Raw genomic sequence first — 13816 nt, 5'->3', positions numbered from 1 at the left:
ACCCACTATTTTGAGGATTTATTATGAACAGAACTGTTTTTTGTACTTTCTTACAACGCGAAGCCGAAGGGCTGGATTTTCAGCTTTATCCGGGCGAATTGGGCAAACGCATTTTCAATGAAATTTCCAAAGAAGCGTGGAGACAATGGATGAGCAAACAAACCATGCTGATCAATGAGAAAAAACTCAGCACCATGAACCCGGAAGATCGTAAATTGCTTGAACAGGAAATGACTAAATTCCTGTTCGAAGGTCATGATATTCAAATTGATGGATATACCCCACCAGAAAAATAATATTTAGCTTTCATCAGAGCCCGTGGCTCTGATGTTGTATTCAACACCAGATGGCAATGTAAGATGAAAAAACTGTTAGCGTTGTTTGTTATTGCCCCAATTCTTATTTCCTGTACCAGCAACAAAAATAGTGAATACCGCGAAGAATATATAAAAGATACCAATGGTTTTGATATTTTGATGGGCCAGTTTGCTCATAACATTGAGAACATTTGGGGGTTGCATGAAGTATTAATTGCAGGCCCGAAGGATTACGTTAAATATACCGATCAATACCGGACCCGCAGCCATATCAATTTTGAAGCTGGAACGATCACAATTGAAACAATTTCTCCAATTGACCCTACAACCTATTTACGCAAGGCCATTATCACGACCTTATTAATGGGTGATGATCCAGGTTCAGTTGATCTTTATTCTGATACTAACGATATTCAGATCAGTAAAGAACCTTTCCTTTATGGACAAGTTATGGACAATAATGGCCAACCGATTCGTTGGGAATGGCGAGCAACACACTTTGCAGATTATCTGATTGCCAATAAATTACAAAAACGCCAATCCGGTTTACATGTCATTTGGTCTGTCACTATACAACTGGTACCAAACCATTTGGACAAACGTGCTCATAAATATCTGCCACTGATTCGTCAAGCTTCCATTAAATATGGCATAGACGAATCCCTGATTTTGGCCATTATGCAAATAGAATCCAGCTTCAACCCCTATGCAGTCAGCCGTTCTGATGCACTTGGATTGATGCAAGTTGTACAACATACTGCTGGCCGTGATGTTTTTAAAATGAAAGGTAAATCAGGGCAACCGAGCCGTAGTTATCTATTTGATCCAGAAAATAACATCGATGCCGGCACTGCATATTTATCGATATTACAAAACAGTTATCTGGTTGACATCACTAATGCAACATCTCGCCGCTACGCAGTAATAACGGCTTACAACGGTGGTGCAGGTAGTGTATTACGGGTATTTTCCAGCGATAAGAAAAAAGCGGCTCAAATTATTAATAAAATGGCTCCGGGTGATGTTTATGAAACCCTGACAACCAAACATCCATCGGCAGAATCACGTCGTTATCTGATGAAAGTCAATACTGCCCAGAAAGGCTATCATCATTAAGACATTAAAATATTAAGAAAATAACGGAGAGCAACTTTTCTACTCTCCGTTATTATTTTGCTTATATTTCTAGCTAATCGAATAATTTCAAAGCATAAATCACTATTTCCAAAGAAATCTATTGACGGGCTCTACCGAATACGGTTTAATGCGCCCCGTTGCCCGGATAGCTCAGTCGGTAGAGCAGAGGATTGAAAATCCTCGTGTCGGTGGTTCGATTCCGCCTCCGGGCACCATTCAAAGTGCGCTTGTTGGGAGATAAAAACTTAACGGGCGACCAATACAAGAACCCGAATGTATGACTTTGGCTAGTTTAGCTTTTCAGTATTTCGATATTGAACTGAACATAAGGGTTACCAAGCTAGGATGCCTAAGAACTTAGGTGTCCTTTTCGTGCTTTAATGCAATACTTACAAGTTCTATTGCAGCTGTCAAGCCATCCAAACCAAAATCAATGAATTAATTAACACGATGTTGTATGTTGGTTACTCAACTTTCCTCATTGATCAGAAGAAATTTAATTATGAGTGATTGTATCAGCTCAAAAAAATTCCCTATCTTGCGACAGGGAATGATTTATGTAGAAAAAGACAGACTCAGGCAACAGCGGGAATATTCTGTTTTATCTGATTAATACTTCGCCTCTCTCTGGTTCAACATCGATATAAAGCATTAATTCACGCTCCAGCGCACGCCCGGCAATATCCAGATTGATATCAATATATTCCATCGTCGTGGCAATACTGCGATGGCCCAGTAATCCGCGCACCATTTGCAAATTACGATCAGGCGCTTTCATCAGTTCAGTTGCCAAAGTATGCCGGAAACGGTGGGGGCCCACATCAAATCCACACTCCTTTGACAAACGACGAAAGAATGACTTTATCGTCTGTAATTGATCAGTTTCACTTCCTCTGTCTGTTTTGGCGGTAAAATAGTTCACACAGAACAGGGGATCACTGGGTTTTGCCCCAGCGGCTTGCGCACGTTCCAGCAAAATCTCCAGCCGCGGATACAACCATTTCACCACCGGCACCTGGTGTTCATAATGGTTCTTACTCCCCTCAGAGCAAAGAATAATCCGGCGCTCATCCAGGTCAATATCCCCGAGCCGGATATGTAATAACTGATTTTGCCGCATCCCGGTATAACGCAACGTATCCAATACCGTCAGCCAGTACCAGGTCGGATATAATGCACAGCGGGCACGATGATTATCCCCTGTCCGTCGTTCCCGCTCTTCAAATTGCCCCATCGTGAGATACAAGGTTGTCAGTTGTTTTTTGGTCAATGTTTTCTTTTTATTTTTGTTCTCATTAACCTCTACACCAATAAATGGGTTTTCCGTTTGGGGCAGTATTTTTTCTTCTATCGCCAAATTAAACACTGACCGCATATGCGCAATCTTACTGTTCCAGGTCACGCCTTTCAGTCCGCGCTGATGCAATACATATCTGCGCCACGCCAGGACCTGCTGTCGGGTTACCTGAGCAGGCCGATTGTCGGCACCTGCAAACACCTGGAATGTATTCACCACCTTGCGATAACTCGACTCAGTAGCCGGTCGCAAGATTTTGGCAAAAAAATATTCATCCAGCAGGTTATCCCAGGTCATACTGTCCATCTCTACTTCCTCACTTCATCAATTTAAAAACCCATTGCGGGGCGCGAAAAATAACGCATGGTTATTATAACACATTGTTATTAAAGATACTTTCTCAGGAAATCATTAGAAAAGGGCTATCCTCGGGTACAGGACTACCACGGTAAAGCAAAGTACTTTTGATTAAGTAGCCATGAACACGTTGATAGGAGCCAATCCGATCGGCAGAATCATAAAGATGACAACAACAAAAACACTTTCCACTACTTATTCGATGTCGTCCCAGCCGCTCAAATGCGGTTTGTACCCGTTTCCATTTTTGGCTAACCTCTTTGCCATCAGCCTGTTTTTTCTCACTAAGAAACTGAAAGAAAATAGCCGGCGCACTCACAAACACAAAGCCGCCAACCAAATGTATCCGGGCTTTCGGCGTATTAATACTCATACCCCCATGCATTAAGCCAACGGACAACCAGTCCCAGAACTGCTCTCCAATACAGGATGTCTCAATAGCATTTTCATGATTCTGCCATGTTGTCTGAACAGCGTGTTGTGAAGGTATTGACGTGTATGGCGGTGCGATTTCCGCTTCACTCACCATAACTTGTTCTGTGACTGTGGTGACAACATTCATCCCCATTAATGACAATAGCTGCTGCGTGCTTCCATCCGGTTGCCTCCCCTTCTCCGGCGTGACTGTCATAGCAGTAAAGAGAGGCTCATCAACAGACTTCACGGCTGATGAAACAATTTTAGTCATCGTGTTATCTTCCTGCCGTATCTGAGAGGGCAGAACATTTTCCATTGCGGTTGATAAAGGCGTAGCAGAAACATCGGGATTTCCTGAAACAATAACTTGCGGTGATGCAGCCATGACAGATAATACTTCTGATATTGTCGGTGCACCGGCTTTATTCAAAGCTTCTGTCATTATCTGATTTATTGCGTTATCTTTCTTCATCTCACCGGATAGAATACAAAACAGCGAAGGCAAGGCATCAGGTACCGACGCCAGCCAGGTCAATGCCTTAGCCGGCAGCAATCGCCCGGCAAGTAACACCCCAAAATGACAGGCAACCATCGTCTCCACTGAGGAAGTTTTGAACCGGAAACGATACGCCCCCTGCGGCACAGCCAGCCCTGGGTACCAAGGTTGGCCTTCATCCAGTTCGCCCTCAAACTTTGCCAAAACAGGTAAAAAATGAAATAACGCAGCGTAAAACACCACCGTGTTCCATATCACACTTTGTGCTGCCTGCGTCTCAGGTGCCACACCCGGCGGTAACATCTGCCCTTTCGCCAGACGTACGGCAAATGCAGTACATTGCAACGTCACATCAATTAATCCGCCCAAACGGGCATAAGGTCCCTGCGGTGCCGCCGGAAGTTGTTGCATCAATGCCACACACTCATGTAATGGGGCCAGCCACAGCGTCTGATAGCGTGTTTTGGATAATGTGCTATTGTCCCACAGACACTGTAAATATTGTCGTCGCCGGGAAGTATCCAGCAATAGCCTGGACTCAGACGGCAAAAAGTAGCCTGCTTTGACCGTTTGTGGGATGGCGGCGGATTGTGGAAGTGGCTTTTTTCCTGTGGATGCTCCTGCCAGCAGGATTTTAATTTTTTTCAACACGATTAATCTCCCCTATTTTTCCTAAAACCCTAATACATCCTCTGACAGGGACAAGGCAAAACTCTTTTTCCGGGAATAAAAATTAATCGATGAAAACAGCACGCAATGATTCAAACGTTTCCAATTCAGTCACGGGTAAACGAAGCGTGTATCCGGTTATTTCGTTGAATTCGCTACGATAAGTACAAAAGGCAAGAACTTTATTCAATGATGGATCATGCAAGAAAGGATTAAAGAGGAAAATAGAATGTGTCCAGTGCATCTGGGAAGCACTATCGATTCCGACTAAAACACGTCAGGGATGAACCCAATAACCTCAGTTGGTTTATTTTGCCTCTCCGTCCTGTTGGATAAAAACTCCGGCCCAAGAGCCGGAATTGGCTTAATCAAGTGTCTCAAACCGTTTGAACCTCATACTGCTGACGATTTTTCCTGAGACGACAAGGCCAGTTTCCCAGCCAATGTACCGGAGTATACATGACCCGATGACGTTCATTCGTCAGGGCATCACCTATCACCACCTCCCCAGGTATCCCCAATAGAGAAAGCTGGATATAGGCCATCGAAGCCGCCACGACATCAATATCCACACAGGATACCCACATATGCTGAGCAGGATTATAACCTGACATTTTCAACACTTCCGCTGCCGCAATAACCATACAACCCGCACCACAAGCTGGCTCATATAAGGTGAAAAAGGGCTGCTTCGTTAAGCGTTGCTCGACGTCGCTCAACTGCATTTTCGCCATTACCAAGCTGATGGGCCAGGGAGTAAAGAATTGCTTCAGATGTTTGTTGCCGAGATTCAATTGCATAAAAACACCGCCAAGAAAATCATGAGGTTCAAATTCCAATCCCATCATGACATGTTCAAGCAGTTGAGAAAACCGGCTAGCATCTTCCGGCTTATAGTGTTTGATGATTTGCAGATATCCTTGCTCCAGCTTACTGTCCGGGCAGACTGCATTATGCAGACTAATTGCCGCACATTGTACAAAATCATCGAATACTCGGTTACGATAATAATAACGGGCAGTTTCATTAAACAAGGTAATAAACGCTTTTTTATGATCAATAAAAACAGACAAAACATGCTCCTGGAAAACGGGGAACATGTCCCACTAAGGGATATATTCCCCTTGTGGGTAAATCGCCGGCGTAATATCCGCCGGCAGTAGCGTTATCAGACACTCAGGCAAACCTGAGTTTTTTATGTCAATTCACCCCAAGGAATTTCCCTACGGAATAACACTGTCAGTGCACTAACATCCGTCATGTGAAATATTGCCGAGAATGTAGGCCGGTCCTATCACCTTACGGACACCGTCTTCCTCACCAAATTCCAGTTCATCAATGCTAACCTCTTCCCTCTGCCCATTCCGATATGTATCGTAACCACAAAAACTACGGGCACCTTTAAAATAATGGGTGATATGGCAGTGATATTGCCTGGATAAAGGCGCTATGATTTTTTCATACCACGGCTCCCTGGGTGTTTTGTCAAAATGCCCGGTCAGACTGCCATCATCATTGTGCTTCCAGGCTATGTCATAACCTCGCGGCTGCGCCATACCGTACAATCGGATATACAACTCATGAGTTGTCTCGTGATCCCTTAACAATCCGCCGCAAAATCCATTGATTTCACTCGCAAGATGGGTCGGTATCAGCAGAAACAAGTCACAAGGCACCGTCTCTGTCAGCCGATCATCAAGATGAGACCACAGCATTTCCGTGTCACGTTCTCCGTTCCAATCAACCAAACCGAACCAGTCACAGGACTTTTGGTTAAATAAAGCCATGATGGTTTTCTGCGCTGTCGGGAGCAACGTCTCCCATTTTCGCTCGGCCAGACCACTTTGTTGGTATAGCCTGTCAATCTGTTGGCTGGTGACTTCATCAAGCGCAACATTCTCTTTTAACAAGGCCAGCCATTGCTCAAACGCCCGGTTTTCCGGTGAGTCTCCCCCTGTTCCTTTCGCTACCAGCGCCGGATAAAGCAGGAAATCTGTCGTTTCAGTCGGTTGTAGGAGACCGACACAGCCCGCGACAAACAGCTTAATACTTTGATGGATAGCCTGTCCGTAATAGGGAATTCTGTCTCCCAATCCCCATTGTCGCAGGGCATCCAGTTGGTCAGGTTGACCCGTGATATGCAAACGATTAGCGTACCACTTCGGCATAGTAAAAAATCCTCTTTTTTTACCTGAAACAGGGCATACCCTGTGGAGGTAATGCCCCCACAGGCCAGTGATAAGTTCAGCGATGTGAAAAAAGGCTATCCCGCTTTCGGATAGCCCTATCCGAATTATTTATAGCCGGACAGCCGGTCTCCACAATTTTATGGCCTGTACATCAGGGCGCCTTCTTTTTCCAAACGCCGCGATAATCCTGCCCGTCATCACCCGGTACAAATCAGGCCGGAAACGCCTGCCATGACGACGGGCGACTTTGTTCTTGCGGACAATTTTTGGGGCTGTTTTGGTCTTAATCTTTTTCATCAGTAACGCTCCGAAATAAAAACGGGCATTATCCCCTGAGGGGAAATAACGCCCGTCAGGGTGAAAACAACTGCCGGCAGCCCGGCAATCAGGGGTAAAATTGTGTGATAATTTGTGTGGCTGTCAGCGTCACCTTCAGATCACATTTGTCATTCAGTAACCGGTTGAGTGTAGATATGGAGAAACCCAGCTTTTCCGCAAAATCATCGCCGCCCGCTTCCTCCCGGGCACGTTCATACCAGCCTTCGTCCTTCTCCGGATGATAACCGCAAGCATAAGCGACAAGATATTTGCCGTTTTGCATCGAACCGATATCAGACATGATATAAATGCCCTGATCCTTGACCAGCAACACGTCACACTGATGGGCTATCGCTTCCCGCAACACAGGTTTCAGATCTTTAGCCTTAAAAAGTAACATCGTCATTCTCCTGAGGAGAAACGTTCCCATTGAGGGAACATGTCCCCCAATGGGTTAAAGTTTAGTTATGCCGCCAGCCTCTGTACTGGCGAAGACAGGCTCACTGAACGGGTTTTCAGCCCAAACTGCTCATCTACCCATGTGATTGCCTCATCCACCACATCCCGATAATCCTTGAGTGTCGGGTTATTAACATTTTCAATGTCTACATCTGATCGAAAACTCTCTATTACACAACCATTTTTGTATACCACATCAACCTGGAACTGGACTGGCGTCATGAGTCCATCAGAGACCTCATCGATATAGTCTTCGAGATACCCTGACTCAAATTCCTCTGCGTCAATATTGTGTAAATCCTGTGGCCCCATGAAGACATCAATGTAACCGACAGAGAAGGAAAAACGCCGTATCAAACGGGGTTCAACCTGTAAGTGACGAAGAAATTGGCCCAGACGTTCAAAACAATACAGACACGTTTCTGTCAACTGCTTATCCAAATAGTCCATAAAACGTGTCCAGTACTTTTGTGTTTTGCTGAACTGTTCCAGCCCAATTTGTTCATCTTCCGGTAGATTATCCTGCGCCGTCAGACGCAAAAATTCCTCTGCCGTTAGATTCAGTAACACGGCTGTATCCGGCCGGATAAGGGTATCCACACGACCACTGCTTTCCGGATGGGTATAAGGCATCAGCAACGGATCCTGATAAACATGAGATATCGCATCCATCCCCCGTATCCATAACGTCAGGATACGTTCACTATTTCTGCATCTAGCCCGGTTTGCCGGATCCTCAGATAAGCTGTCCAAAAGATGAGTCATGACAGGCAAAAGTAACTCTTTGGTAAACTTTATATGGGTATTGACGTAGTCTCCCTGGCTTTCATTAAACAGACAGAAAATAGCGTCGTCATCCAGCTCCAGCCCCATTCGTTCTACGAATTGATGCCGGATATAAAAACGTAATAAAGACATAAGGGAAATCTCGTGATTGACGGGGTTCCCCCTGTAGGGGATATCCCCTATCGGGTTAATGTGATGCCACACAATAGTGACTTGAATTAAAGATATGTGTCAGCTGGCCTTGCGCATCGCTATTTCATCTTCAGCTTCCTGACGCTGACGTTTAAATTGCCAGAATCCTAAATGGTACATTGGCGTCACCATTTTCTGAGACATGACATGAGTGAGTGAATTGCCCACCGTGACCACGGCCGGGACACCCAGCAACGACAGTTGGATATAAGTCATCATCGCGGCAACCGGGTCAATATCGACACAAAACGCCAACATCTGTTGCTGAGGATTAAACCCCGCTTCCAGCATGGTCTGATACATCGCAATAATCATCCCGCCGGCGCCACAATCCGGATCAGACACTGTGATATATTCATGCTCTCCGGATCCCAGCCTCGCCAAGCCCTCAGCGAGCTTCATTCTGGCCATCATATGACTGACCGGAAACGGCGTAAAATACTGGCCAACCTGGTCATTACCTAATTCCAGCGCCATGAAAACAGCTCCCAGAAAATCACCGGCTTCATACTCCAGCCCCATAATAACTTCACTCAGCAAACGACTCAGCCGGAATGCATCTTCACGGGAATAACGTTTAACCCGCTGCATATAGTCCGCTTCAAATTCATCATTTTGCAACAACGCGTTGTACAGTGAACAGGCTGCCATATGCACAAAATCACAGAACACCTGCCAGCGATTTTCATGCGGCGCAATCTGGTTAAACAGTCTGATAAAAGCCTGTTTATGTGGATTCGGTTCCCGGTAAGTGGCCGCCAACGGCAGTTCCACAACATTATCGTCAGACGGATCATTATCTTCATCTTCACAGCTACGATCAGACGCCACCGGCGGTAACAGCAACCGTTCAGATTGTGATGATCTGTCCGGTTCACAAGTATCAGCCGGTTCTGTCGCCGGGATCCGAGAATAGTTCAGACACGATGGCTGGCTGGAGAATAACGCCAATGCCTCACTGGCCTGCCCCAATTCTTCCGGAAACAACCTGCCTTCTGGCTGGTCACGCCGTTCCCAGTGATATATTCGGGCTAAAGCACTGACAGCCATCAGCGGTGTGATGCCCTCATCAATATGGCGCTGAACCACCTCATCATATTCCAGCATGGTGTCATTCAGCGGCAGACCATAGTGCTCACTGAGCAATACGGCAGCCATCTGCTGCCACAATTCCACCTGGCTTGGTAACTGCTGTCGCCGGTCTTGCAAATAATCCATTGCACGGCGGGCATCATTAGCAGCCTGAAATAACCACCACGGATCTGAGCCCAAAGCATGTTCCCGTAGTATCGTATTATCAGGATATACCAGGTTACCCCGGACACCCGTCAATGCAGCCAAAAACGCGGTGCCTAGTGCTGTCACCCATTGTTCCCGACTTTCATCCCACTCACTTCGGGCTGTCAGGCCAAAACGGTTTAACCGGGACGGATGGCCAGAGGCATGAACCAGTTGATGCAATAAATCATGCCAGTATTGTGTACTTTCGGCATAGTCCTGACAGCCAGGCAGTTCAATACGGTCATGCAACGACCGGTAAACGGGCACAATGCCTGACCGATGAACCACCGGGATCCCACTGGCCGTCACCAGTTGCTGAACAGCGGCAAAACCGGGAGCCGGACGGGGGGGTAAAGGGCAACCTGGTTGGAGCTCTGCCGGCAGTCCTTCACATTGTTCCAGATTAATCACACGCATCAGCGACATTGAAGGCCGGTAACGGACGATGGTTGTCGGTTTTTCACCTTTGACCACCCATCCGCCTAACGCTCTTAAATCATCACCGGTTAACCAGCGATTAGATATCAGCTGCCGCTGCAACATAGTTTGCCAGAGCAACAGCACATTGATACCGCTAAACGGTTGTCCGGTCAGCGCATGCTGCGGCAAACCGTACTCACTGGCCGCTTGCCAAGGCTGCTGCCAGAGCACCCCTCCACTTTCCAGGCTGTCTGTAAGACGTCGGGTTATTAACCGGCAGATATCGTCCGGTAGGTAAGAAATGGTCATCATCTTTCCTGTCTAAAATTAAGGAAGAGACCATTCCACAGGGAGTCGTCTCTCCCCTGGAGATAAATAATTAGCGCATGAAATAATGAGCTATTCTGGCCGGTAACGCAGTCAGCTCGTGATAAACTGCTGACAAATCAACCTCATAAGCATGAAGAATCAAATATACTCCCGTCACCAGCGACGTCAATGCTATCCCGGTCAACAGCCAACGACGACGCTGCCTGAGTTTCTTCTCCTTTAGCTGAACCTGTTGATACAGGAACAGCCCCAGCGTCTGCAACTCACTGAACCGGTGAAATTCCTCACGCCGTAAGGCTTCACATGCCTCATCGTAACGCTCAAGCTCGGTCGGATGATGACGAGCAAGAAAACAACGGTAACCGTGATTTCTCAGGGTGTGATAGTGATTGTCGAATTGCGCCTGCAACCACTGATTAAACCGGCTACGGGTTTTTTTGAATATTTCCGGCTCAGCCAGCGCCTGCACGGACAGGGACTGGGACGGTGACCGAATGTGTTCTTTAGTCGTCATTGTACTCATAGGGTTAACTCCTTTCGTAAAAAAATGACTGACGGAGTTAACCCTCACGGGTTTCCCCGTCAGGGTAATCAATAAAATTAGGCGTCCAACGCAATCAGCAACCGATCAGATTCATGTTTAAGCCGCAGCGCTTGCCATAAGGGGGCCTTCATGTCGCCGTCATACGGCAAACAGAAAAAACCAAACGTCACCTCACACGTTCCCGGCTTTGCTGCTGACCAGGCTTTGAATGCCTGGTAAATCAGTTGATGAAACCGTTCTGTTTCATATTCCGGCGCAGACGGATAACTCACCATTCGCAACCAGACTGGCTCTTCAATCGCTACAGCCGGCATCACCCACCGGGTAACGGCAGTCAACGTCTCATTGACCATTATGCGGCCTCATCATAAGCATGCGATAAACTACGCTGTCTCAACAGGCGCGTTAGCATCTGTTGTGCCGAATCCACCGCTTCCGTTTCGTCGATAAGGTACCGCTCGCCATAAAACGGCTCTGGACTCTCCTCACCGAAATACAGCAACTCCACACCCGGTTTGTAGCTGTGTCTATCTCTGACCACAACCGGTCTCCCGCATGACTTCGCGTCATCAGAAAGTTGCCATTTACCCGCATACACCGTTTGTCTCCGAGCCTGGGTCATATGAGTCACCGGTAGTCTCACCTGTCTTCGGCGTAACAACCAGGACATCACATGGTAAAACGACAGAGAAATCCAACGAATAACGCCCCAAAGTACTGTCGCAAAGATCATTAACATCGTTCGTCTCCTTTATCCCCATAACAACTGGAAAACCAGCAACAGCACACCTAACGTCAGGATCCCCGCAACTTTGAACAGCGTTATCATGCCCAAAAGTTTAAGGAGTGCGTCACGATCCCGATAATCACACTCATCACGGATCAAATCGCGGATAAGTGAGCGTTGTTTCGGCGTTAACATCTCTGAAACCGACAAGGTTGTCGTATCAGTGGGGGGATGAAAAGCAGGCATTAACCACTCCTGTTACCGGGAGCCTGCCCTTGACGGGGACAAGCCCCGGGAAATGTAAGGAAGATGTTCATCACGAACATCATACAAAGTAAATAAATCCGTCAGGTCAATCCCTGTCAGGATGCCTGATAAGTATCGCCAGCCGAGGCAATCTCCCCGACTTAACTTTGCGCCCAATCAGTGCTTCAGACCGGACAGATTTCATCAATATTTCAGTTAATCACGATAAAGTTTGCATAATATTTCCTCAAATGTAAAAAATGAGGAATAACCTCATCCCTCAGGGAAAGGCATTCCCCATCAGGAAGTGGTTGATATGAGAGAGACAACAGAGAACTAACTCTGTCCCTCGGAGGTGAGATCACCAAATGGCAAGCCTGCCACCGTGTGTTACTAAAAATGCACCTTCATCACTGTAATCAGTGATACCCGTTTTCAAAGGATAAACGGGTGTACCGCCCAAAGGCACCATCTCTCAGGTTACAATGGTTTTATGACGAGTCACCCAAAGGCGTCAGTCTCAGACTCGTCTGACATTGGCCGTTGTCCGAAAACAACAAGTTAACACATTGATATTAAGCCCAGGGCTGTTTCGATTCAAGCTAAATTCAAAAGCCAATTAATCATCACTGCACTGTTTATTGTAGACACGGGCAACATAATGTCCTCGTCCATCCCCATGCCCTAAATCCATTGAAACCATCGCTTCCGCTTCTTTTCGACTTAATCCTTTCGACAGATGATAATTTATGGCCTCAACAGCATAAGCATAACGCAAACTGTGTGGCGAAGACTTTCCGGTTAACCCCGCTTCCCTGACGATATTCCGGTAACGATCAATGGCCGAATGTAAATTCGGTTTATCAATCAAACGACCCTGATTTTTATTGGCATACTTTATTGCCGTCCTGACGGCCTGGATCACTTTATCCCGCTCAACCACCGTCGTGTCACGGGGACGTCCTCCTTTTGTACCAAACACTACCCTCACTCTTTCATCCCCACGCAATAAGGCTTTTTCCCACGTTCTTAATGACTTTGCCGCCTGAACCGCTTCTTCTGTTCGCAGTCCCAGATAACGAGAAAGTTGCATAGCCGCAGCGACCCCTTCATCTTTCCCCCGGGCCAAAACAAGCGTCGTGTGATAACGCTCATCCGAAATCGCCATCTTAGTCCCCTCCCGGCTGGTGCCGGATAATCCGAGCGCATGATTACTTAACCGTTCGTGATGAGGGTTAGCTAATTGAGATCTTCCCGCCATAGCGAATATCGCCCGAACGGCCGCCATCTCATTTTGTAACGTGCGCTTTGAAATATTCTCTGACTTTCGGCTATCGATATATTTTTCAATATGATTAATTTTCATATTCTTAATATCACGGATTTGAATATTTAATATCGCCATGCTTTCCGCCAGACGTTTGGCTATTTTCATTCTGTCTGAAACGGTTTTAAAACTGCCGCCAGCCTGACGGGCCAATGTGACTAACTGTTTACTCAACTTTGACATGCAAACGATTTCCTTTTTAACCCACACGACACCACCGCTTGTAACCTGACGGAGGCAGGCAATACAAAACGGTATTCTGAATGTCATCTCTCAACCCCAACGGCACGGTTTGATTTGCGCTTCC

At 46.6% G+C, this 13816-nt stretch carries 16 protein-coding genes and 1 tRNA gene; 3 read left to right on the top strand and 14 right to left on the bottom strand.

Going from position 1 to position 13816, the window contains the following annotated elements:
- The first annotated feature begins 23 nt into the window (after positions 1-23).
- From PluTT01m_RS05985 to PluTT01m_RS05975, 3 genes are all read left to right on the top strand, one after another.
- Positions 24-296, top strand: coding sequence for an oxidative damage protection protein (locus PluTT01m_RS05985; protein WP_011145495.1), 273 nt, complete (start codon positions 24-26; stop codon positions 294-296).
- A 63-nt stretch (positions 297-359) separates the two neighbouring features.
- A complete protein-coding gene (gene mltC, locus PluTT01m_RS05980; protein ID WP_011145494.1) occupies positions 360-1433 on the top strand; it encodes a membrane-bound lytic murein transglycosylase MltC in 1074 nt (357 codons plus the stop codon).
- A 160-nt stretch (positions 1434-1593) separates the two neighbouring features.
- Positions 1594-1669, top strand: a tRNA-Phe gene (locus tag PluTT01m_RS05975).
- A gap of 386 nt (positions 1670-2055) precedes the next feature.
- On the opposite strand, the gene PluTT01m_RS05970 is transcribed toward PluTT01m_RS05975, so the two are convergent.
- The 14 genes from PluTT01m_RS05970 to PluTT01m_RS05910 form a co-directional block, all read right to left on the bottom strand.
- On the bottom strand, positions 2056-3057 hold the full coding sequence (locus PluTT01m_RS05970; RefSeq protein ID WP_011145493.1) for a tyrosine-type recombinase/integrase: 1002 nt from the start codon (positions 3055-3057) through the stop codon (positions 2056-2058).
- Between the two features lie 94 nt (positions 3058-3151).
- Positions 3152-4672, bottom strand: a complete 1521-nt coding sequence (locus tag PluTT01m_RS05965; protein ID WP_011145492.1) for a conjugal transfer nickase/helicase domain-containing protein — start codon at positions 4670-4672, stop codon at positions 3152-3154.
- An 82-nt stretch (positions 4673-4754) separates the two neighbouring features.
- Positions 4755-4934, bottom strand: a complete 180-nt coding sequence (locus PluTT01m_RS25530) for a hypothetical protein (protein ID WP_011145491.1) — start codon at positions 4932-4934, stop codon at positions 4755-4757.
- Positions 4935-5067: 133 nt separating this feature from the next.
- The gene (locus PluTT01m_RS05960) at positions 5068-5790 is read right to left on the bottom strand and encodes an N-6 DNA methylase (protein ID WP_011145490.1); all 723 of its coding nucleotides are present in this window, start codon (positions 5788-5790) and stop codon (positions 5068-5070) included.
- 147 nt (positions 5791-5937) lie between these two features.
- Entirely contained in the window at positions 5938-6858 is a 921-nt protein-coding gene (locus PluTT01m_RS05955) for a DUF1281 domain-containing protein (protein WP_011145489.1), read from the bottom strand.
- A 129-nt stretch (positions 6859-6987) separates the two neighbouring features.
- Complete coding sequence (locus tag PluTT01m_RS05950; RefSeq protein ID WP_011145488.1) at positions 6988-7176, bottom strand: hypothetical protein; 189 nt, start codon at positions 7174-7176, stop codon at positions 6988-6990.
- A gap of 88 nt (positions 7177-7264) precedes the next feature.
- Positions 7265-7597 carry a DUF3085 domain-containing protein gene (locus PluTT01m_RS05945; protein ID WP_011145487.1) on the bottom strand — a complete coding sequence of 111 codons (333 nt, stop codon included), beginning with the start codon at positions 7595-7597 and terminating at the stop codon, positions 7265-7267.
- A 65-nt stretch (positions 7598-7662) separates the two neighbouring features.
- Positions 7663-8574: a hypothetical protein gene (locus tag PluTT01m_RS05940; RefSeq protein WP_011145486.1), complete on the bottom strand. Its 912-nt coding sequence runs from the start codon at positions 8572-8574 to the stop codon at positions 7663-7665.
- A 99-nt stretch (positions 8575-8673) separates the two neighbouring features.
- Positions 8674-10644 carry a TA system toxin CbtA family protein gene (locus PluTT01m_RS05935; protein ID WP_041379968.1) on the bottom strand — a complete coding sequence of 657 codons (1971 nt, stop codon included), beginning with the start codon at positions 10642-10644 and terminating at the stop codon, positions 8674-8676.
- 70 nt (positions 10645-10714) lie between these two features.
- A complete protein-coding gene (locus tag PluTT01m_RS05930; protein ID WP_011145484.1) occupies positions 10715-11188 on the bottom strand; it encodes a hypothetical protein in 474 nt (157 codons plus the stop codon).
- Positions 11189-11265: 77 nt separating this feature from the next.
- Positions 11266-11562, bottom strand: coding sequence for a hypothetical protein (locus PluTT01m_RS05925; RefSeq protein WP_011145483.1), 297 nt, complete (start codon positions 11560-11562; stop codon positions 11266-11268).
- Positions 11562-11948, bottom strand: a complete 387-nt coding sequence (locus PluTT01m_RS05920; protein ID WP_011145482.1) for a hypothetical protein — start codon at positions 11946-11948, stop codon at positions 11562-11564. The genes PluTT01m_RS05925 and PluTT01m_RS05920 overlap by 1 nt, the downstream gene beginning before the upstream one ends.
- 12 nt (positions 11949-11960) lie before the next feature.
- Positions 11961-12182, bottom strand: coding sequence for a hypothetical protein (locus PluTT01m_RS05915; protein WP_011145481.1), 222 nt, complete (start codon positions 12180-12182; stop codon positions 11961-11963).
- Positions 12183-12801: 619 nt separating this feature from the next.
- A complete protein-coding gene (locus PluTT01m_RS05910) occupies positions 12802-13692 on the bottom strand; it encodes an integrase domain-containing protein (protein ID WP_011145479.1) in 891 nt (296 codons plus the stop codon).
- Positions 13693-13816 lie beyond the last annotated feature (124 nt).

It is taken from the genome of Photorhabdus laumondii subsp. laumondii (assembly GCF_003343245.1).
Classification (GTDB): domain Bacteria; phylum Pseudomonadota; class Gammaproteobacteria; order Enterobacterales; family Enterobacteriaceae; genus Photorhabdus; species Photorhabdus laumondii.
The sequence above is the reverse complement of the archived record's forward strand: the minus strand, read 5'-3'. Positions and strand labels throughout refer to the sequence as shown.